The sequence below is a fragment of the Amycolatopsis nivea genome (assembly GCF_004522235.1).
GTDB classification, from domain to species: domain Bacteria; phylum Actinomycetota; class Actinomycetes; order Mycobacteriales; family Pseudonocardiaceae; genus Amycolatopsis; species Amycolatopsis nivea.
Window position 1 is genome coordinate 181,162 of the sequence record NZ_SDLT01000009.1, and the last position, 20,270, is coordinate 201,431.

15 protein-coding genes are annotated in these 20,270 nt (G+C 69.1%); 7 read left to right on the plus strand and 8 right to left on the minus strand.

The window, feature by feature from the left end:
- Window positions 1-382: 382 nt before the first annotated feature.
- Window positions 383-3,826, minus strand: coding sequence for an indolepyruvate ferredoxin oxidoreductase family protein (locus tag EIZ44_RS13660; RefSeq protein WP_134728901.1), 3,444 nt, complete (start codon window positions 3,824-3,826; stop codon window positions 383-385).
- A gap of 175 nt (window positions 3,827-4,001) precedes the next feature.
- Here EIZ44_RS13660 and EIZ44_RS13665 point away from each other — a divergent pair, with 175 nt between their 5' ends.
- Complete coding sequence (locus EIZ44_RS13665) at window positions 4,002-4,460, plus strand: Lrp/AsnC family transcriptional regulator (RefSeq protein WP_043836493.1); 459 nt, start codon at window positions 4,002-4,004, stop codon at window positions 4,458-4,460.
- 17 nt (window positions 4,461-4,477) lie between these two features.
- On the opposite strand, the gene EIZ44_RS13670 is transcribed toward EIZ44_RS13665, so the two are convergent.
- A complete protein-coding gene (locus EIZ44_RS13670) occupies window positions 4,478-5,086 on the minus strand; it encodes an acetate uptake transporter (RefSeq protein WP_134728903.1) in 609 nt (202 codons plus the stop codon).
- Between the two features lie 280 nt (window positions 5,087-5,366).
- Here EIZ44_RS13670 and mftR point away from each other — a divergent pair, with 280 nt between their 5' ends.
- The gene (gene mftR, locus EIZ44_RS13675) at window positions 5,367-6,011 is read left to right on the plus strand and encodes a mycofactocin system transcriptional regulator MftR (RefSeq protein ID WP_134728905.1); all 645 of its coding nucleotides are present in this window, start codon (window positions 5,367-5,369) and stop codon (window positions 6,009-6,011) included.
- 460 nt (window positions 6,012-6,471) lie between these two features.
- On the opposite strand, the gene EIZ44_RS13685 is transcribed toward mftR, so the two are convergent.
- The 5 genes from EIZ44_RS13685 to EIZ44_RS13705 all read right to left on the minus strand — a co-directional run bounded on the left by EIZ44_RS13685 (window position 6,472) and on the right by EIZ44_RS13705 (window position 12,704).
- Window positions 6,472-7,227 carry a vWA domain-containing protein gene (locus EIZ44_RS13685; RefSeq protein ID WP_167754114.1) on the minus strand — a complete coding sequence of 252 codons (756 nt, stop codon included), beginning with the start codon at window positions 7,225-7,227 and terminating at the stop codon, window positions 6,472-6,474.
- Window positions 7,228-7,409: 182 nt separating this feature from the next.
- Complete coding sequence (locus EIZ44_RS13690; protein ID WP_134664975.1) at window positions 7,410-8,348, minus strand: AAA family ATPase; 939 nt, start codon at window positions 8,346-8,348, stop codon at window positions 7,410-7,412.
- Window positions 8,345-9,466 carry an NDMA-dependent alcohol dehydrogenase gene (locus tag EIZ44_RS13695; RefSeq protein ID WP_043836689.1) on the minus strand — a complete coding sequence of 374 codons (1,122 nt, stop codon included), beginning with the start codon at window positions 9,464-9,466 and terminating at the stop codon, window positions 8,345-8,347. Before EIZ44_RS13695 ends, EIZ44_RS13690 begins: the two co-directional genes overlap by 4 nt.
- 28 nt (window positions 9,467-9,494) lie before the next feature.
- Window positions 9,495-10,994, minus strand: a complete 1,500-nt coding sequence (locus EIZ44_RS13700) for an aldehyde dehydrogenase family protein (protein ID WP_134728909.1) — start codon at window positions 10,992-10,994, stop codon at window positions 9,495-9,497.
- A 63-nt stretch (window positions 10,995-11,057) separates the two neighbouring features.
- Window positions 11,058-12,704, minus strand: coding sequence for a sigma-54-dependent Fis family transcriptional regulator (locus EIZ44_RS13705; RefSeq protein WP_134728911.1), 1,647 nt, complete (start codon window positions 12,702-12,704; stop codon window positions 11,058-11,060).
- Between the two features lie 129 nt (window positions 12,705-12,833).
- Here EIZ44_RS13705 and EIZ44_RS13710 point away from each other — a divergent pair, with 129 nt between their 5' ends.
- Complete coding sequence (locus EIZ44_RS13710) at window positions 12,834-13,403, plus strand: YdcF family protein (RefSeq protein WP_240691289.1); 570 nt, start codon at window positions 12,834-12,836, stop codon at window positions 13,401-13,403.
- Between the two features lie 204 nt (window positions 13,404-13,607).
- On the opposite strand, the gene EIZ44_RS45120 is transcribed toward EIZ44_RS13710, so the two are convergent.
- Window positions 13,608-14,645: a TetR/AcrR family transcriptional regulator C-terminal ligand-binding domain-containing protein gene (locus tag EIZ44_RS45120; RefSeq protein WP_205673137.1), complete on the minus strand. Its 1,038-nt coding sequence runs from the start codon at window positions 14,643-14,645 to the stop codon at window positions 13,608-13,610.
- A gap of 85 nt (window positions 14,646-14,730) precedes the next feature.
- Here EIZ44_RS45120 and EIZ44_RS13725 point away from each other — a divergent pair, with 85 nt between their 5' ends.
- The 4 genes from EIZ44_RS13725 (at window position 14,731) to EIZ44_RS13740 (ending at window position 20,251) form a co-directional block, all read left to right on the plus strand.
- Complete coding sequence (locus EIZ44_RS13725) at window positions 14,731-16,197, plus strand: FAD-dependent oxidoreductase (RefSeq protein WP_134728913.1); 1,467 nt, start codon at window positions 14,731-14,733, stop codon at window positions 16,195-16,197.
- A 9-nt stretch (window positions 16,198-16,206) separates the two neighbouring features.
- Window positions 16,207-16,635, plus strand: coding sequence for a MarR family winged helix-turn-helix transcriptional regulator (locus EIZ44_RS13730; protein WP_134664981.1), 429 nt, complete (start codon window positions 16,207-16,209; stop codon window positions 16,633-16,635).
- A 380-nt stretch (window positions 16,636-17,015) separates the two neighbouring features.
- Complete coding sequence (abc-f, locus tag EIZ44_RS13735; RefSeq protein ID WP_134728915.1) at window positions 17,016-18,638, plus strand: ribosomal protection-like ABC-F family protein; 1,623 nt, start codon at window positions 17,016-17,018, stop codon at window positions 18,636-18,638.
- A complete protein-coding gene (locus EIZ44_RS13740) occupies window positions 18,635-20,251 on the plus strand; it encodes an ABC-F family ATP-binding cassette domain-containing protein (protein WP_134728917.1) in 1,617 nt (538 codons plus the stop codon). Before abc-f ends, EIZ44_RS13740 begins: the two co-directional genes overlap by 4 nt.
- The last annotated feature ends 19 nt before the right edge of the window (window positions 20,252-20,270 follow it).

Here is a 20,270-nt window from a genome sequence, read left to right on the forward strand (position 1 = left end):
GCACCCACTAGGGACTTCGCCGCTCCCCCGATTAGGGGCATTAGGGGATTCGGCGCGTCCGCGCTGGTCACAGGGTTGCCGACCCGCCACCCCGCCGGGCGCCGCCCACCCCACCGATCGGGGGACGGACGCGGGTCGCCCGAAGAGGTTCGCCAGGACCACCCATTGGTGTGACACCTACAGGGCTTTTCGCGCCGGGACGGACGCGGCGGGAAAGCCGAAACGGCGGGAGACCGGGTTTGCCCGGCCCTCCCGCCGTTTCGGAGGTTTCGCGGAAGTTCGGCACGTAATCCGCGTTAGATACCGTTTGCGGAGGTTGATCACGCTCCGATTAAGGGGATTCGGTGCGAAATCTGCCGCAACAGTGCGGTTGGCTCCGCCCTCAGGCAGTGGCGACCCGCACCGAGTCCGGCGTCTCCAGCTCCCGCAGCAGCTCCTCCTGCCGCTTCCGGTAGGACGCCACGTTCGCCAGCTTGATCTCCTCGTACCCGCGCACCGCGTCCGGCAGCGCGGCCAGCTCGACCAGCCGGGAGTCGCCCCGGTCGGCGACCTCGAGCGCGCGCGTCAGGGCCTGCCGGTACTCCCCGATCAGCGCCCGCTCGACCCGCCGGACCTCAGCGCGGCCGAACGGGTCCAGCTTCGTCCCGCGAAGCTTGCGCATGGCCCGCAGCGCCGCGAACGCCGGCCGGAAGCTGCGGCCGCCGAGGCTGATCTTGCGGTTCATGCCCAGCGCGCGCAGCACGGGCGGGTGCAGCCGGTGCGCGAACCGCGTGCCGACGCCGAACTGGGCTTCGATTTCCGCGGTCAGCTGCGGGTCCAGCGACAGCCGCGCCACCTCGTACTCGTCCTTGTAGGCCATGAGCTTGTAGAGGTTCCGCGCGACTGCCTCGGTGACCGAAGCACTGGCGCGGGTGCGGACCCGCTCGACGAACTCCGCGTACTCCCGCGCGTAGCGCTCGTCCTGGTAGGCGATGAGGTCCGGGATCCGCAGGTCGAGCACTCGGGCGAGTTCGCCGTCGGCCCGCACCAGCGCGCGCACCCGGCGGACCGCTTCCGCGTCGACCGCGGCCGGGGCCGGGTCCTCCGCCGACGGCGAAAGTTCCGCGTTGAGCGCGTCCGGGTCGGCGACCAGCTGCCTGCCGCGCCGGAACGCCTGCAGGTTCGTCTCCACCGCGGTTCCGTTGATCTTGATGGCCTGTTCCAGGCTCTCCGCGGTGACCGCGAGCGAGCCGGTCTGGTAGGCCGCGCCAAGCTGGAGGATGTTGGCGAACTGGTCGTCGCCGAAGATCTGCTCGGCGAGGCCGCGCGCGTCGAGGTAGTGCCCGGCGGCGGTCGCGTCTCCGAGCGCGCCGCGGATGCTCGACTGGTCCGGGTAGGAAACTTCCTTGTCCACCACCATTCGCCCGGTCGGAACCTCCGAAGTGGACACCACGGCGACCGTCCGCTCGGCGTCGGCCACGCCGAGGTACGCCGGGTCGGCGGCGACCAGCGCGTCGCACGCGAGGTAGAGGTCGCACTCCCCGTTGGCGAGCTTCGGGGCCTGCTCGACCGCGCCGGCGGAGATCTTCACGTCCGAGACGACCGCGCCGCCCTTCTGCGCGAGGCCGGTCTGGTCGAGGGTGCGCACCTGCTTGCCGTCGAGAACCCCGGCGACGCCGAGGATCTGCGCGACGGTGACCACGCCGGTGCCGCCGATGCCGGTGATCCGCACGGCGACGTCGGATCGGGTCTTTTCCGGTTCCGCCACGGCGTCCGCGCCGATCGGGGCGAGATGCCGCCGCTTGACCTCGCCGGTCGGGACGACGGTCAGGAACGACGGGCAGTCGCCGTCGAGGCACGAGTAGTCGACGTTGCACGACGCCTGGTGGATCTGGGTTTTACGGCCGAACTCCGTCTCGACCGGTTGCACCGAAAGGCAATTCGACTTCACCCCGCAGTCGCCGCAGCCTTCGCAGACGCGTTCGTTGATGAACACCTTGCGCGCGGGCGTTTCCTGCTTCCCCCGACGGCGCTTACGCCGCTTCTCCGCCGCGCACTCCTGCTCGTGAATCAACACCGTGACCCCGCGGTGCGCGGCGAGTTCTTCTTGCGTGCGAAGAAGTTCCGACCGATCGCGCACCTCGACCCCGCGCGGCAGCTTGCGCTTCCGCAGCCGCCGCGGCGCGTCCGAGGTGATGACGACCTTCGCCGCGCCCTCGGTCAGCAGCAGCGCAGCCACCTTCTCCACGGACAGTCCGCCGACCGCGTCCTGGCCGCCGGTCATCGCGACCGCGGAGTTGTACAGCAGCTTGTAGGTGATGTCGACGCCCGCCGCCACCGCCGCGCGCACGGCGAGGCTGCCGGAGTGCATGAACGTGCCGTCGCCGATGTTCTGCATCAGGTGCGGAGTCTCGACGAACGGGGCCATGCCGATCCACTGCGCGCCTTCGCCGCCCATCTGGGTCAGGCCGACGACCTCGCCGACCTGCTCCGGCTCCATGAACAAAGCCATGGTGTGGCACCCGATTCCGGCACCGACGAGCGTGCCGTCCGGGACCTTGGTGGACGAGTTGTGCGGGCAACCGGAGCAGAAGTACGGCGTGCGGGCCAGCAGCGGCACCGAAATCCGCTCGCGGCGACGGCGTTGTTTCCACGCCGCAACGGGTTCCGCGTCCGGCAGCCGCTTGGCCAGGCCGCTCGCGATGCGGTCCGGGTCCAGTTCGCCGAGTTCGGTGAACAGCACCTGACCGTGCTGGTCGGACTTGCCGTACACGCGCGGCGCGCCGGTGCGGCCGTAGAGGATCTCCTTGATCGCCGGTTCGACCAGCGCGCGCTTCTCCTCGATCACCAGGATTTCGTCCAGGCCCTCGGCGAATTCCTTGATGATGCCCGGTTCGACCGGGTACACGACGCCGAGCTTCAGCAGCCGGATGCCGTAGCGGGACAGCTCGGACTCGTCGAGGCCGAGCATCCGCAGCGCCTGCCGAAGGTCCAAATAGGACTTCCCGGCGGTGACGATGCCGACCCGATCGTTCCGTCCGGACCGGACGATCCGGTTGATTCCGCTGGCCCGCACGTATTCCATCGCGAGCGGCAGCCGCACGCGGTGCAGGCTGTGCTCGAGCGTGATCAGCTCCGGCCCGAGCAGACGGCTGTTCGGCTGGTGCTTGTACGCGCCCTCCGGCATCTCCGGTGCGGTCCATTCCGAATCGACCAGCGCGGTGCCGCCGGAGTCGGCGACGTTCGCGACGATCTTCATCGAGGACCACAGCCCGCTCGCGCGGGAAAGTTCGACGGCGTGCCTGCCGTGCTCCAGCACGTCCTGCGAATCGGCCGGGAAGAACACCGGCATCGCGAGGTCGGCGAGCGCGTGCTCGGACGCACACGGGATGGTCGAGGATTTCGCGTTGGGGTCGTCGCCGACCAGCGCGACCGCGCCCCCGCGCGGATCGGTGCCGGCGAGGTTCGCGTGCCGCAGCGCGTCGGTGGCGCGGTCGAGGCCGGGGGCCTTGCCGTACCACATGCCGACCACGCCGTCGGGCCGCATCGTGCCTGCTCGGGCGGCCAGCTGGCTGCCCATGACCGCGGTCGCGCCGAGTTCCTCGTTCACGCCCGGCTTGTGCACGATGTTGTGCTCGGCCAGCAGACCCGCCCGCCGCGCCAGCTCGAGGTCGAACCCGCCGAGCGGCGAACCCTGGTACCCGGACACGAAGGCCGCCGAGTCCGCGCCGTTCAGGCGGTCCAGCCGGATCCGGTCGAGCAGGACGCGCACCAGCGCCTGCACCCCGGTCAAGTAGACAGTGCCCGCTTCGCGCACGTACCGGTCTTCCAACGTGAAGGCGTTCATCCGCACTTCCCTTCCGCACGCCATCAAGCCCACGGGCACCCGCCGCCTGGACGTGAGCCACCTCACCTCACGCTCGGACCCCGGCGCAACGTGCCCGGCCACTGTAGTGGCAAGGACGCAAAGGATGACGCGCGAGAGGGCGGATCGGGCAGATCTGTTGCGTACGATGCCGCTCATGGCCGAAGAACTGCTGGACGCGACCGACCACGAGATCATCGCGTTGCTCCGCGAGGACGCCCGGCGCACGTTCTCGGACATCGCCGGGCGGGTGTCGCTCTCCACCGCGGCGGTGAAGCGGCGCGTCGACCGGCTCCGGGAGAAGGGCGTGATCACCGGCTTCACCGTGCAGGTCGACCATGCGAAGCTCGGCTGGGGCATCGAGGCGTTCGCGCAGCTGCGGTTCTTCGGCAGCACGAACGTCGCGGAGATCGTCGAGACCACCACGCGGATCCCGGAGGCGCAGGCGGTGTTCACCATCGCCGGCGACCCGGACGCGGTCGTGTGGCTGCGCAGCCGCGACATGGCACATCTGCAGGCCACGATCGACGAGCTGCGGCGCAGTCACCGGATCACCAGTACGCGTACTTTGATCGTGCTCGACTCATGGGTGCGCGGCGAGGACCGGCCGGAGTGACGTTGGTTCCCGCCTGGCTAGCGCTTGCCCATCGTCCCGGTCGGCAGCACCGTGCGGCCGAAGGTGGTGTTGGTGACGACCGCGAACGAGCCGTACCAGGCGACCACCGCGGTGGCGAGCCCGAGCCAGCCGCCGATCTTGCCCGCGCCTTCCGCGCCGCCCAATTCGCCGATGGTGAGGAAAAGGAAGGTCAGGAACAACAGGACGAACACGCCGATCAGGACGGCGTTCGTGCGCAGTGACGCGATCATCATGTAGCCGGTGAAAATGGTGAACACCAACAGGAACATCCCGGTCGCGGTCGCCGCGTCGGCGGGCGGGATCTTCGCCGCGAACTGCCAGACGTAGAAGGCGAAAGCCAGCCAGAACGCGCCGAAGGTGCCGAACGCGGTCGCGCCGAAAGTGTTGTTCTTGCGGAATTCCCACATCCCGGCGAGCAGCTGGGCCAGCCCGCCGTAGAAGAGGGCCAGCGGCAGGACGACCGGTTCGACGGTCTTGGGGATGAGACCGGCGTTCACCGCGCTCAGGACGAAAGTGGTAGCGGCGAAACCGGCCAGGCCCAGCGGTCCCGGATCGGCGATCCCGGCGGTGGCGGGTGAGGTCGGGCGAGCAGCGGTCTCACTCATCGGATCCTCGATTCTGCTTTGCGGCAGGATCTTCACATCTGACACCGGGCGCAACAGACTTGTCCACTGTCCACAAGGTCCCTCTTTCGAGTGGCAATTCGGCAATATCGCTGCGGGAATCGGTGAATGGGGTTTGTTTCGGACTTACTGTCTTTTATCGCGCATTCTTCGTTAACTCGACCATCCATTGTGGATCTCGCCGGGGCGGCCTCGCGGTGGCCGGGCGTCCGTGGCCGAGTAGTGTCACCCGGTGACAGAAGCGCCCGCGGGAGGGGGAGGCATGCCTGCAGATCCGGTCGGCGAGTCTGGCGAGGCGCGGCCCCGGCGGGGGCGGCCTCGGGGGACGAGCGCGCGGCAGCTCGAGGAGATCGCGCTGCGGCTGTTCACCGATCAGGGGTTTCACGAGACCACGGTGGATCAGATCGCGGCTGCGGCCGGGGTGAGCCGGCGGACGTTCTTCCGGTATTACGACGCCAAGTCGGACGTGTTGTGGAACGAGTTCGACTCCGAGGTGGACACGATCCGGGAGTTGCTGGCTGAGGCTCCGGAGGATGTGCCCGTGCTCGAGGCGGTGCGGCGGGCGGTGCTGGCGGCTAATCATTACCGGGCTGAGGATGTGCCCGAGCTGCGGATGCGGATGAATTTGCTCAGTACTGTGGCCGAGTTGGCGGCTAGTGCTACTCGGCATTATGACGCTTGGGAGCGGGCGGTTATCGGGTTTGTGGCTCGGCGGACTGGGCAGGCTGAGGATTCGTTGTATCCGCTGGCGGTGGGGCGGGCGGTGCTGGCTACGTGCCGGGCGGCTTATGAGCGGTGGTCGGCTCGGGCGGATGCTGATTTGACGTTGTATTTGGATGCCGGGTTGCGGGCGTTGGCGGCTGGGTTTGCTGATGAGGTGTTGGTTGGGGAGCCTGGGTCTGGTTGAGGGGGCGGCTCGTCGCCTGGCGGCGACATTGCGCCCTGGCGTGCGGTGGGCACCCCGAAGCTTGATTGTGCTGACGGTCTGAGGGTGCTTGTCAAGGCTGGAAAGATGCCTTGACAAGCACCCTCAGACCGCAGGAGAGCTTCGTATCGGGGTGCGGGGGTGGTGTGGGTGCACCGATCGTTGGGTGCATCGGCGGCGGTTTGGGTGGGGTGGGGGCGTGCGCCCCAATGCCACTTTGGGTGTATCTGATGCACCCAAAGTGGCGTTCGGTGCATGCGACGCACCCAATGCCGCATTGGGGCGCATCCCGAGCGGGCGCGGCGGGCGGGCGCGGGGCGAGCGGGCGGGCGGGCCGTGAAGGGCTCCTTGAGGGAATCCAAGTCCGTGAAGGAGCCCTTCACGGACCGTCGGCGGGGCGTGAGGGGAACCCTGAAGGAATCAGCGGCTGTGAGGGTGGCCCTCACGTACGGTCCAGCAACACGGCCAGTGCGGCGGGGGCGGCTGCGGCACCGCTTAGCGGACGCCAGCGGGCACCGGCTTCACGTGCGAAGCGTTCGGCTTCCTCGCAATCCTCTGCGGGGGCCAGGATCAGCAGCTCTTCGCACGCGCGAGCGGCAGGCAGCGGGTCCTGGTCATCCGTGGCCCGGCAATCCGACAGCAAGAGAACCGTTTTCCTTGCTGCGCGCGAGGTAGCCAGTTGCTCATTCGCCTTCCGTAAAGCTGCGGCCAATGCGGTGACTCCGTGTCCTCGCAACGACAACACCGACTCCACCACCGCGGACTTCGATCGGGAGGATCGCAGCGGGCGGATCACCTCCGCGTTCCGCGCGAAAGACACCACTGCGTGTTCCACTGGGGCCCGCCACGAGCAGGCTGCTGCGGTGAGGGCGGCTGCGGCCAAGCGGGCGCCGGTCATTGAGCCGCTGGTGTCGATTACCAGGCATAGGGCCAATTCTGGGCGGGCCCAGCGGCGCGACACTAGGTCGTCCAGTGCTGGGACCCGGCCGACTGCGGCTGCGTCTACTAGTGCTGGCAAGGAGCGGTCCAGGTCTAGTTCGCCGCCTCGGTCGGCTCGGTCGCGGCGTAGTTTTCCTACGCCTCGGCCTCGTGCGACGCCGCGGCGGGCGACGTCGATCATTAGTCTGCGGGCCAGATCTCGTGCTGCTGCGCGCAGGGACTCGTCGGTGGCCTTGCTCATTTCGACCAGCAAGGCCATTGCTTCGTCTGCATCCTCGCGGAAGACCGTGCTGAACGCTTCCTCGTCCAGGACGCCTACCTCGGGCGAGATTTCCGCGAAACGGCCGTTCCGGGAGAGTTCAGAGCGCGGGGTGGTGCTGCTCCGCGCTGAGCCTGGCCGGGGTGGGCGTTGGTGTTGCTGTGGGCCCGCCGGTGGCGGGCTTAGGCTTCCCCCGGCGGGTCGCCGCCTTCGGAATCCTGCGGCGGGGATTCCTCGCCGAAAACCGCTACATACAGTTCGTCGATCACCGATTCCGCGGTGCGTCCGCTGGATTCGTGCAGGCCGATTCGGCCGGACAACGCAGCCAGTGCGGCATCGTGGCCGATTCGCCAATCTGTGGTCGACGCGTTGCGGATGCGGGCCAGGGAAACTGCCAGCCGTACTACGTCGATGGCGCCGCGTACTGAGGAACCGACCCGGACGTCGGCGTGGTTGCGCGTGCGGCGTACCAGGTCTACGACTCGGTCGCGCCATTCGGCAGGGACCGCGGGGCTGCGGCGGGCTACGATGTCGCTTTCTTCGTCTTGGGTTTGATAGCCCATCACGATCCGGCAGACCCGGTCGTAAATAGCCGACGAAATGCGCGCGGTGCCGACGGCGTCGAACGGGTTCATCGCGGCTACCAAACGGAATCCGTCCGCCGCGCGTACCCGGCCCAGGCGTGGCACGTGCAGTTCGGCTTCGGACATGACGGTGATCAGGACGTTGAGGGTTTCCTCCGGGATCCGGTTGACTTCCTCGACGTACAGCAGGCCGCCCGTGCGCAATGCCTCGATGAGTGGACCGTCCACAAAGGTCTCGGGCACGTAGCCTTCGGCCAGTACTCGCGAAGGGTCGAACTGACCGACTAGGCGGGCGGGCGTTAGTTCGGCATTGCCTTCGACGAATACAAACGGTGAACCGCCTGCTTCCGCGACTGCGCGCAGCAGGGTGGTTTTGCCGGTGCCGGGCGGGCCTTCGAGCACGACGTGCGCGCCGCAATCCAAACCGGCCAGCAGGAGTTCGATTTCTCGGCGGCGGCCGACCACGTCCGCGGTCAGGAGGGGGACCGCGGACTGCGGACCGGAAACCGGCCCGCAGTCCGCCGACAAAGCCGTCACGGTGCGTCGTGGACCAGGACGCCGCGCACGTTCCGGCCCTCCAGCAGATCGTCGTACCCCTGGTTGACCTCTTCCAGGGTGTACGTGCGGGTGATGATCTCGTCCAGCTTCAGGTCCCCGCTCTGGTACAGCCCGAGGATCTTCGGGATGTCCGTGGTCGGGTTGCAGTCGCCGAACAGGCTGCCCTTCACCGTCTTCTTGAACAGCGTCAGGATCGAACCGGGAAGGTTGACGTTGTTCACCGACAGCTTGTTCAGCCCGGTCAGCACGATCGTGCCGCCCTTGCCGGTGGCGTTGAACGCGCCGGTCACGATCTCCTCGGTGACGATGCCCGCGGTGACGATCGTCTTGTCCGCACCGTTGCCGTTGGTGAACGACTGCGCCAGCTCAGCCGCCTCCTCCGGCGTCGCGACCGCGTGCGTCGCGCCGAGTTCCATCGCCTTCTCGCGCTTGTTCTCCAGCGGGTCCAGCGCGATCACGTTCTTCGCGCCGGCGTAGCGCGCACCCTGCACCGCGTTGATGCCGATGCCGCCGACGCCGGACACGATCACCGTCTCGCCGGGGCGCACGTTGGCCGCGTTGACCGCCGAACCCCATCCGGTCGGGACGCCGCAGCCGACGAGCACCGCCTTGTCGAGCGGGAGGTCGTCGTCGACCTTCACGACCGAGTTCTGGTGGATGGTCGAGTACTGGCTGAACGTGCCGAGCATGCACATCGCGCCGTACTGCTTGACCGGGCCGGGGCCGCTGAACGGGAACCGCTCGCCGGGCAGGTAGCCCTCGAGGATCGTGGCGCCCATGTCGCAGATCGCCTGCTGCCCGGTGGAACACCAGCGGCACACGCCGCAGTTGGGGATGAACGAGCACACCACGTGGTCGCCCGGCTTGACCCGGGTGACGCCGGGGCCGACGTCCTCGATGATGCCCGCGCCCTCGTGCCCGAGCACCATCGGCAGCCGGGCCTCCAGGTCGCCGTGCGCGATGTGCACGTCCGAGTGGCACAGCCCGGCGTGGGTGTACCGGATCAGCACCTCGCCCTCGCCGGGGCCTTCGAGGTCGAGCTCGACCACCTCGATCGGCTTGCCCACCTCGTAGACGACCGCAGCTTTCGTCTTCATCGGGAACTCCTTTGTTCGAGCGGGCGGATCACAGCGCGATGTTCACGGACTTGGTTTGCGTGTAGAGGTCGAGCGCGGCCGCGCCCAGTTCCCGGCCCCAGCCGGACTGTTTGTAGCCGCCGAACGGCATCGCCGTGTCGAAGCCGTTGTACTGGTTGACCCACACCGAGCCTGCCTTCAGTTCCTTCGCAGTACGGTGCGCCTTCGCGACGTCGCGTGTCCAGACCCCGGCGGCGAGTCCGTACTCGCTGTTGTTGGCCGCGGCGGCGACGCCCTGTTCGGCGTTGAACGGCATGGCCGCCACGACCGGGCCGAAGATCTCCTCGCGGACGATGCTGAATTCCGGTTTCACGTCAACGAAAACGGTCGGCTCGATGAAGTATCCGGTGTCGCCCCAGCGTTTTCCGCCGGTGAGCGCGCGGGCCCCGTCGGCGAGCCCTTCGCCGAGGTAGCGCGAGACGCGGTCGAACTGCTCCTGGGAAACCATCGGGCCCAGCTGGGTTTCCGGGTCGAGGCCCGGTCCGATCTTCACTTGGCTCGCCGCTTGCGCGACCGCCTGGGTGAACTCCTCGAAGATCGTGTCCTCCACGTACAGCCGCGTCCCGGCCACACAGCACTGGCCGTGGTTGAACATCCACGCGTTGACCGAACCGGGCACCGCGAGGTCGAGGTCGGCGTCGGCGAACACCACGTTCGGGCTCTTCCCGCCCAGCTCCAGCGAAACCTTTTTCAGGTTTCCGCTCGCCGCCTGGACGATCTTCTTGCCCACCTCGGTCGAACCGGTGAAAGCGACCTTGTCGACGCCGTCGTGCGCGGCCAGCGCGGCCCCGGCGTCGCCGAAACCGGTGACGATGTTGACCACGCCGGGCGGGAATCCGGCTTCCTCGAACAGGGTGCCCAGCAGCAACGCGGTCAGCGGCGTCTGCTCGGCGGGCTTGAGCACCACGGTGTTGCCCGCGGCGAGCGCCGGCGCGATCTTCCACGCGGCCATCAGCAGCGGGAAGTTCCACGGGATGATCTGCCCGCACACGCCGACCGGCTCGCGCAGCGTGTAGGCGTGGAACTGCGTGTCCGGCGCGAACGGCATCGACACGTTCACCGTGCTGCCTTCGATCTTGGTCGCCCAGCCCGCGTAGTAGCGGAAGACGTCGGCGGCCCAGCCGGTGTCCACGGCGGTCGCGATCGCCGCGGACTTGCCGTTGTCGAGCGCTTCCAGCTGGCCGAAGATCTCCGCCCGCTCGGACAGCAGATCGCCGATCCGCCAGATCAGCCGTTCGCGCTCGTTCGGCTTCATCGCGGCCCACGGGCCCTCGTCGAACGCCTTGCGCGCGGCGGCGACGGCGCGGTTGACGTCCTCGGCCTCGCCGTGGGCGACCTCGGCGATCTTCTCCCCGGTTGCCGGGTCGTAGGTCGGGAACGTGCGGCCCGACGCGGCCGGGACCCAGCGCCCGCCGATCAAGAGCTCCAGCGGGCCGGACACGAACTCCCGGACCTGGGTGTGCAGGGGGAATTCCACCGTTGCGGTCACCTGGCGCCTCCTCACTTCGTTGTGACGGAGGTCATCGTCACCCGGCGGACCGGGGGCGAAGTGTTACAGAAGTGGACAGTCGTCGGTCACGCCCAGCGCCTGCATGCGGCGGTAGAGCGTGGTGCGGCTGATGCCGAGTTCGCGGGCCGCGCGCAGCTTGTTGCCCTCGCTGGCGCGCAACGCCGTGACGATCGCGTTCCGTTCGGCGAGCTCGCGCCCGCCGAGCTGCCTCGTGCGGGAACTGCCGCGGCACGCGGGTGGCAACTGGGCGAGGTCGATCACCCCCGTGTACGGAAGGCGGGACACCTCGCGCAGCACCGCGCGCAGCTCGTGCAGGTTGCCCGGCCACGGATGCGTCCGCAGCGCGGCCAGCGCGGTACCGGTGAAGTGCGGTTTCCGGTCGGGATATTCGTCGCGGAGCATCGCCGCGGCGATCGCGGGCAGGTCGTCGAGGCGTTCGCGCAGCGGGGCGAGGGTGACGGTTTCCGCGCATCTCGCCGCGATCGCCGCTACGGCTGGGGACATTGCGTCCGAGGGAACGGAGGTGAGCAGCAACCGGGCCGTTCCCGGGTTGTCGAGCGCCTCGCCGACCAACGGGAGCAGGCTTTCCGGCAGCAGGTGCACGTCGTCCAGGACGACGGCGGTGCGCGGCTGCGCGACGAGATCGGTGAATCTTGTTGCCCAGTCTCGTGGTTCCTCGCGCAGCGCGGCCGCAGCGTGCAGGACGACCGGATCGTCCACGCCGGCTCGCGCGCGGGCTTCGGTGGTCCGGCCGGTGCCGGGTTCGCCCGTGATGAGGACCGAGCGCGCGGTTTTTGCCGGTGCGGGGACGGGTTTTCGGGTGCTGCTGGTGCTCCGCGCGATGCGGAAGACGGCGCCGTCTGTCGAACCCTCTACGCGTTCGGCTACGACCGAAAGACTGATTCCGTCACCCACATCGAGGCGAGTGTCGAATACTCCGCGTTCCGGCACTTGCGGCAACAACGTGCGCAAGAGGGTCGGATCGGCGGGGCGAAGGTGTTCGATACAGGTTTCGTTGGCGAACACCAGATCGCCGCCGAGCACCGCGACCGGGACGCTGCGATGGTGCGTGGCCTGCTGGAACGCCAGGAACAGCCGCCGTTCGCAGGCGCGGGCGCTCTCCAGCACGAGCTGTTCGATATCGCCGACGACGCGTTTCACCAGCGGCCCGAAGAGCGGGTTGCTGCTGTCGCTTTCGCCGGTGATGTCGAGGACGCCTTCGATCCGTCCGGTGAGCGGATGCCGGATCGGATGGCCGTAGCAGCTGAACCGCTTCAACGCGTCGGCGTAGTGCTCCTGGCCGTGGATTTCCACCGCCTGGCGCGACTCGTGCGGCGTGCCGAGCGCGTTCGTGCCGACGCGGCCCTCGCTGAGCTGCGAACCGTGCAGCACGCCGAGCTCCTCCAGCTGGTGCTGCAGACCGCGGTCGCCGAACCAGCGGAAGACGAGGCGGCAGTCGCGGTCGGCGAGCAGAATGGAGAACCGGGTGCCGGTGAGCTGCTCGACGAGCTGGTCCAGCACCGGACGGGCGGCGGTCATCAGCCTGCTGCGCGGATCGACCTCGCCGATCGAAATCGCGCCCCGGTCCAGCTCCGGCTCGACGCCGAACAGCCGGGACCGACGCCACGAATCGGCGATCGGCGGCCGCAGGACAGCGGAGCCCTGCGACGGTATCCCTCCGAGCGACACTGCTCCTCCCGACTACCGGACGGCGACGTAGCGGTTCGTGTGACAGTACCTTCGCGGATCGACAAGTTCCAGACGTGCGTTCTTCCGTTCCCCGGTTTGTCCTTTGTGGACACTGGTAGGATCGGGTGAGTGGCGCGCCGTTTTCTGATGCTTTTCGTCGTGGTGTTCAGCTGGGCCGAATGGGAACACTGGCGCTCCTCGCGCCGCGGAATGGGCGACCGCCCCGGAACGTCGGGCACCGGCGAGGCAGTGGTCGTGCTCGGCTACCGCAACCGCGGGTCGCGAGCCAATTTCGTGAATCGCTGGCGAGTGCGAGCGGCAGTACGTTCGCAGGCGCCAGGCCCGTCGAGGTTGGTGCTGTGCGGCGGAGCCGTCGGCGGCACGGAGACCGAAGCCGCGCTGATGGCCCGGTACGCCCGGAAGTACGGCTACCGTGGCGAGCTAGTGCTCGAAACCGAGAGCCGGTCGACGTGGGAGAACGTACTGGGTGCGGTGCCGTTGATCGAGGACGCGGACCGGATCAAGATCGTCTCGAATTCTTTGCATGCGGAGAAGGCGCGGCATTACCTGCGACGGCACCGGCCGGACCTGGCGGAGCGACTGGTTCCCGGGCGGGATTACCGGTTCGGGGAGTGGCTGGCGGTGAAGCCGGTACTGGCGGTGATGGGGAAACGAAATCTGCGGCGGCTTCGGGGTTGAGCCGGGGTTCGCTCGGGTGGCGCGCTGGCAAACACCGGCCGGAGACGTCTTGCGGTGTGTTGGCGGCCGGGGCGTGCTTGCCGCGCACTGGTGCCGCGAGCGAGCGAACCCCTGCCCTTCCCCACCGCAGCCGACCTCACCTCCCCGAAAGGCGCGCGCTCAGGTCTCGTCCGCAGCAATCCCGGCAAGAACCGGCATCGCCACTCACGAACCCCCGGCCAGGTGCGCGTTGATCTTGTCCACCAACCTTTCCAGCCCGGCCCGCTCGTCCCGGTCGAGCGGGGCGAAGACCAGTTCCTCCGCCTCGGCCAGCACCGCGTCGAGGCCGGTGACCAGGTCGATTCCGGCCGGGGTCGCGTAGACGCGCTTGCGTCCGCCCTCGGTGCGGCGTTCGACCAGCCCGCGGCGTTCGAGGCCCTTCAGCAGCAGCGAGACGTTCGCGGGCGTCGTGTAACTCATCTCCGCGACATCTCGCTGAATGACCCCGGGCTGCCGCTCCAGGTAGCCGAGCACCAGGGCCTGCTCGAAGGTCAGGTCGCGCGTGCGGCTCCATTCCTCGATCCGCTTGCGCTGCGCCCAGCGCATCGACCGGAAAAGGTCTCCCGACGTCGGTCTCGGCTGGTTTTCCGGAGCAGTAGTTAAGTGCTTAACTCCAGAAACTGGCTGGACGAGCGGCAGGAAGAGGTCGTCGACGATCGACCGGATCCGGGCGGGACGGAGTGGAGCGAGGTTCAGCAGCAGGTCGTGCCGCATCAGCTGGAAGGGCATTTCCAGCACCGCACCGGGGAGGCGCGTCAGGTCGATCTCGCCGCGGGCGTGGGCGCGCGTGTACATGTCTCGTGAGAGCAGCCGGTCGCCGATGATCCGGTCCCGGACCTGGCCGGGGCTGGCACCAGTGCTGGCCGACAGTCCGGAGATGGCCGCGGCGGCTGCGATGGCGAAGAATCCGGCCAGCGCTTCGCTCGCCGAGGTCAGGTACCCGAGCAGGTCGCCGCGCAAGCTCCCGGTGTCGGGAACGGTGATGGGGTGGTCGTCGCGGTGCCGGCGCATCGCGGCCAGCACCAGTTCGTCCTTGTTGGCCCACCGCCGATAGAGCACGGCCTCGCTCGTGCGGGCGCGGACGGCCACCGACTCCATGGTCAGCCGCGAGTAACCGGTCTCGACCAGTTCGTCCCATCCGGCCGCGAGCAACGCGGATTCCAGCTGCTCGCCATGCCGGCGGCGCACGGTTTCAGGGGCCACCCAGCCCACGATAGAAAGGTTTGTCTTTCTTAGCAAGTTTCCCTACTCTTGCGGACAGAAGTTCTTCGGAGCCAGGGGGTTGAAAATGCCGCAAGCACACCTGTCCACGCCGGAAGTGCCGGTCCTGATCGTCGGCGCGGGCCCGACCGGGCTGACGCTGGCCTGCGAACTCGCCCGGCGCGGCGTCGCGTTCCGGCTGGTCGAAGCGTCCCCCGGCCTCCGCCCGGGCTCGCGCGCCAAGGGACTGCAGCCGCGCAGCCTCGAGGTGTTCGACGACCTCGGCGTCATCGACCGCATCCTCGCCAACGGCCGGTCGGCGATGCCGATCCTGCTCACCGACCCCGACGGCCGGACGAGCGGTGGCCCGGCCTTCGAGGAGCGGCCCGACGTTCCGTACCCCGCCTCGGTCATCACCCCGCAATGGCGGGTCGAGGAAACCCTCGGCCTGCGGCTGGCCGAATTCGGCGGCACTGTCGAATTCGGCACCGCGCTCGAGAGTTTCGAGCAATCCGCCGACGCCGTGACGGCAGTGCTGCGCTCCGGCGACCAGACCGAAACCGTCCGCGCACAATGGCTGGTCGGCTGCGACGGCGGCCGAGGCGTCGTGCGCAAACAAGCCGGAATCGCCTTCGAAGGCGAGACGGACGAGCGGATCCGGATGATCGTCGCCGACCTGGCCGTCGACGGCCTCGACCGCGACGCCTGGCACATGTGGCGCTGCGACGAAGGTTTCGTCAGCCTCTGCCCGCTGCCGTCCACCCACCTGTTCCAGTACCAGGCGCCCATCCTCGGCGACACGGGCCTCAACCTCGCCACCCTCCAAACGATCTTCGACCGGCGAAGCGGCCGCACCGACATCCGGCTGCAAGAACCGGAGTGGACGTCGGTGTGGCGCTCCAACACCCGGCTGGCCAACCGCTACCGCGAGGGCCGCGTCTTCCTCGCCGGCGACGCCGCGCACGTGCACTCCCCCGCGGGCGGCCAGGGCATGAACACCGGCATCCAAGACGCCCGCAACCTGGGCTGGAAACTCGCCGCCGGAGTGCCGGAACTGCTGGACACCTACGAGGCCGAACGCCGCCCGATCGCCGCCGGCGTGCTGCGGCTGTCGACCGCCCGCCTGGCCGAAGCCGCCGAGCAGAAGCGCATCCCCATCCGCAGCGACCGGGACACGACCCAGCTCAGCGTCAACTACCGCGGCTCGGTCCTGGCGCGCGACGACCGCGACGAGTCCGCCCAGCTCCGGGCAGGCGACCGCGCCCCCGACGCCCCCGGCCTCACCACCACGACCGGCAAATGCCGCCTGTTCGACCTCACCCGCGGCGGCCAGTTCACCCTGCTGAACTTCGGCCCCCGATTCGACTCCCCCGTCCGCACCTTCCACGTAGTCGCCGAGCCCGCCGCCGACGACGAGATCGCCGATTCCGCCGGCCACCTCGCCCGCGCGTACTTCCCGGCCGACCGCACCCTGGTCCTGCTCCGCCCCGACGGCTATATCGGCCTGATCTCCGACGCGGGCGACCTCACCGCGGTCCCGGAGCACCTGCTCTAGCCTCTTCCCATGTCCGACCCCGACGAACTGGCCGCGACGCTGTACGGCGCGGTCAGCCTGATCGCCCGCAGGCTGCGCCAGAGCCAGGTCACGGCCGAACTGTCCCTGCCGGAACGCTCCGCCCTGTCCCGCCTGGACCGCGACGGCCCGGCCACCACCGCCGCACTGGCCCGCGCCGAGCAGATCACCCCGCAGGCGATGAGCTCGACCATCAGCGGCCTGTCCGTCCGCGGCTTCGTCACCCGCAGCGCCGACCCGGCGGACGGACGGCAGGTGATCGTCTCGCTGACTCCCGAGGGCAGCGAGGTGCTGCGGGCCCGGCGGGACGCCCGGATGCGCCAGTTCGCGGCTTCGCTCGGCTCGGAGTTTTCGCCGCAGGAGCTGGCGGTGCTGAAGGAGGCGGCCCCGTTGCTGGAGCGGCTGGGGCAGACGTTCTGAACCGCAGTCCGTCCACTGTGGAACTCGGATGCGCGTCCTCCGCTTCCTGGTATCCTGGCCGACGGACAGCAGACTCGATCAAGAGGATTTCTATCGTGGCAGGTGAAGACGACATCTCCGGGTGAGCCCGGGGCACGGGCCAGTACGGCACCGGCCCCTCGCTGATCCCTGCGCGGCCGCGAGCCGCGCGTGGAGGTTCCCGTGCCGGTCGGGCGACGTACGCCACTGGACCCACGGGCTGCGAGGCAACCCGAAGGCGCGAGCCGATCGGGGAAGCCCAGGCGCAAGCCGGGCAGCAGGTCGCGAACGGCCCCACCCATGTCGTCCACTACCACCACCAGCAGGGGCACCTCCCTGCCGATCCACCGCGAGGCCGCACCATGTCCGATCTTCGTATCGTCCTGTCCGGGATCTCCTTCTCCTGGCCCGACGACACTCTCGTCTTCGACCAGCTCTCCGCCACGTTCCCGGCAGGCCGCACGGGGCTCGTCGCGCCCAACGGGGCCGGGAAGTCCACTCTCCTGAAGCTCATCGCCGGGCAGCTCAAGCCGGCCGCGGGCAGCGTCACCGTCGACGGGGTGCTCGGGTATCTCCCGCAGGACCTGCCGCTCACCGCGGATCGCACGGTCGCTGAGGTGCTGGGCATCGACGCGATCCTGAAAGCCATCACGGCCGTCGAGGGCGGCGACGCGGCCGAGGAGCACTTCACCACCATAGGCGCGGACTGGGACATCGAGGACCGGACCCGCGCGCAGCTGGACCGGCTCGGGCTGGGCGATCTCGCGCTCGACCGGCTGCTCGGCACGCTCAGCGGCGGGCAGGTCGTCTCGCTCGGCCTCGCCGCGCAACTGCTGCGCAGCCCGGACGTCCTGCTGCTCGACGAGCCCACCAACAACCTCGACCACACCGCCCGCCAGCAGCTCTACGACGTGCTTTCCGACTGGTCCGGCTGCCTGCTCGTGGTCAGCCACGACCGTGCGCTGCTCGACCGGATGGACCGGATCGCCGAGCTCGGCGCGGACGAAATCCGGTTCTACGGCGGCAATTTCACCGAATACGAACAAGCCGTGCAGGCCGAACGCGAGGTCGCGGAAAAGAATATCCGCAACGCCGAGCAAGAGGTCAAACGCGAGAAACGCGAAATGCAGCAAGCCAGGGAACGCGCGGACAAACGGGCCAGCAACGCGAAGCGCAATCTGTCCAGCGCCGGTCTGCCGAAGATTTTCGCGGGCACGATGAAGCGCAACGCGCAGGAGTCCGCGGCGAGGGCGGACGGTACGCACGCGGCGCGGGTCAGCGCGGCGAAAGCCAAGCTCGACCAGGCTGAACGGTCGTTGCGAGAAGAGCAGAAGATCAGCCTGGAGCTGCCCAAAACGGCGGTTCCGGCTGGACGGACGTTGTTCGACGGCAAGCATCTTCGCGTGCGCGGGCTGTTCGCGGGCGACGGTGCGGATCTGTCCGTCCGCGGTCCGGAAAGGATCGCGCTGACCGGACCGAACGGCGTGGGCAAGTCGACGTTGCTGCGCCTGATGCAGGGCGAGCTCGCCCCGGACGCGGGCGAGATCAGCCGGGTGGACGGGCGCATCGCGTATCTGTCGCAGCGGCTCGATTTGCTGGATTCCGAACGCACGGTCGCGGAGAACCTCGCTGCCGCCGCACCGGAAATGCTGCCCGCGGACCGGATGAATCTGCTGGCGCGCTTCCTGTTCCGCGGCGCGCGGGCGCATCTGCCGGTCGGGGTGCTGTCCGGCGGGGAACGGCTGCGCGCGACGCTCGCGTGCGTCCTCTTCGCCGAGCCCGCCCCGCAGTTGCTGCTGCTCGACGAGCCGACGAACAACCTCGACCTGGTCAGCGCCGGCCAGCTGGAAAGCGCGCTCAACGCCTACCAGGGCGCGTTCGTCGTGGTCAGCCACGACGAACGGTTCCTGGCCGAGATCGGCGTCGGCCGCTGGCTGCGGCTGGACGACGGGCAGCTCCGGGAAACGGCCGGGATCACGGGATGACCGCCCTGCGCGCGCACGAGATCGTGCGGGTGCTCGGGGAACGGCGCGTGCTCGACGGAGTGTCGGTCACCGCCGCCCCCGGCCGCCGGATCGGGGTGATCGGCGAGAACGGCACCGGGAAATCGACGCTGCTGAGGGTGCTCGCGGGCGTGGACGCGCCGGATCGCGGCGAGGTCGAGCGGCCGCCGGATCTGGGCTTCCTGCACCAGGAAATGCCGTTCGATCCGGACGAGACGGTCGCGGACGTCCTCGGGCAGGCCCTCGCCGCGGCCCGCGAAGTGCTGGCCGGACTCGACCGGGTCGCGGCGCGGCTCGCCGAGGAACCCGAAGACGCCGCGCTCCTGGCCGAGTACGCCGAATTGCTTGACCTGGCACAGCAACACGAGGCATGGGACGCGGACCGGCGCGCCGAGGTCGTGCTCACCGGGCTCGGGCTCGCCGACATCGACCGACAGCGCACGCTCGGCTCGTTGTCCGGCGGTCAGCGTGGCCGGCTCGCGCTGGCGGACCTGCTGGTGCGCCGTCCGTCGGCGGTGCTGCTCGACGAGCCGACCAACCACCTCGACTCCGAAGCCGCCGCGTTTCTCGAGGCCCAGCTGCGGGAACTGCCCGGCACGGTGGTGTTCGCCAGTCACGACCGGGCGTTCCTCGACGCGGTGTGCACCGACATCCTCGACCTCGACCCGGCTCCGGACGGCCCGGTGCGCCACGGCGGCACCTACACCGAGTACCTCGGCTGGAAACGCGCCGAACGCGAGCGCTGGGAACGGCAGTACCTCGAGGAGCAGGAAGAACTGGAGGAACTGCGCGACGCGCTCGGGGTCACCGCGCATCGGGTCGCGCCGGGCCGGCTCGCGCCGGACAACGAGAAAATGGGCCTCGGCCGCCGGTCCGGCCGGGTGCAGAACCAGATCTCGCGCCGGTTCCGGGCCACCACGCGAAGACTGGACGAGCGGGAACGCGCCCAGCTTCCGGCACCACCGCCACCGCTCCGGTTCCGCCCGCGTGCGCTGGCGGTCGAGAATCCGCAAGAAACCCTTGCCACACTGGACAATGTGCACCTGCCGGAGAGGCTTTCCGTATCCCGCCTGGAGATCCGGCCGGACACTCGGCTGCTGGTCACCGGCCCGAACGGCGCGGGGAAGTCAACGCTGCTTCTGCTGCTCGCCGGAGAACTCGATGCGGAAGGCGTCACCCGCGAACCCGGCACAACCACCGGAATCCTCAGCCAGGACACCACTTTCGTCCGGCCACAACGGACCGCCCGCGCCACGTACCTCGCGAAGCTAGGTCCCGAACGCGTCGCGGAAGTCCCGCTGAATTCGTTGGGACTGCTGACCCATCGCGAAGCTTCCCGCCCGGTCGGCGAACTGTCCGTCGGGCAGCGCCGCCGCCTCGCGCTCGCGCTGCTCATCGCCGACCCGCCGCACCTGCTGCTGCTCGACGAGCCGACCAACCACCTATCCCCCACGCTGTGCGACGAACTGGAGGACGCCCTCGGCACCAGCCCGGGCGCGATCGTCGCCGCCACGCACGACCGGCGGCTGCGCGAAAGCTGGACCGGGCACGTCCTCCGCATCGGACCCGACCACCGCGCCGCGCCGTTAGAGTGATCCGCGCCGGAAGGCCCGG

Excerpts from the sequence above, each read along its gene's own strand:
- EIZ44_RS13665 (WP_043836493.1), top strand. The coding sequence starts at position 4,002 with ATGGCCGAAGAACTGCTGGACGCGACCGACCACGAGATCATCGCGTTG.
- EIZ44_RS13730 (WP_134664981.1), top strand. The coding sequence starts at position 16,207 with ATGTCCGACCCCGACGAACTGGCCGCGACGCTGTACGGCGCGGTCAGC.
- EIZ44_RS13670 (WP_134728903.1), bottom strand. The coding sequence starts at position 5,086 with ATGAGTGAGACCGCTGCTCGCCCGACCTCACCCGCCACCGCCGGGATC.
- EIZ44_RS13695 (WP_043836689.1), bottom strand. The coding sequence starts at position 9,466 with ATGAAGACGAAAGCTGCGGTCGTCTACGAGGTGGGCAAGCCGATCGAG.
- EIZ44_RS13660 (WP_134728901.1), bottom strand. The coding sequence starts at position 3,826 with ATGAACGCCTTCACGTTGGAAGACCGGTACGTGCGCGAAGCGGGCACT.
- EIZ44_RS13740 (WP_134728917.1), top strand. The coding sequence starts at position 18,635 with ATGACCGCCCTGCGCGCGCACGAGATCGTGCGGGTGCTCGGGGAACGG.
- EIZ44_RS13725 (WP_134728913.1), top strand. The coding sequence starts at position 14,731 with ATGCCGCAAGCACACCTGTCCACGCCGGAAGTGCCGGTCCTGATCGTC.
- EIZ44_RS13685 (WP_167754114.1), bottom strand. The coding sequence starts at position 7,227 with ATGGCCTTGCTGGTCGAAATGAGCAAGGCCACCGACGAGTCCCTGCGC.
- mftR (WP_134728905.1), top strand. The coding sequence starts at position 5,367 with ATGCCTGCAGATCCGGTCGGCGAGTCTGGCGAGGCGCGGCCCCGGCGG.
- abc-f (WP_134728915.1), top strand. The coding sequence starts at position 17,016 with ATGTCCGATCTTCGTATCGTCCTGTCCGGGATCTCCTTCTCCTGGCCC.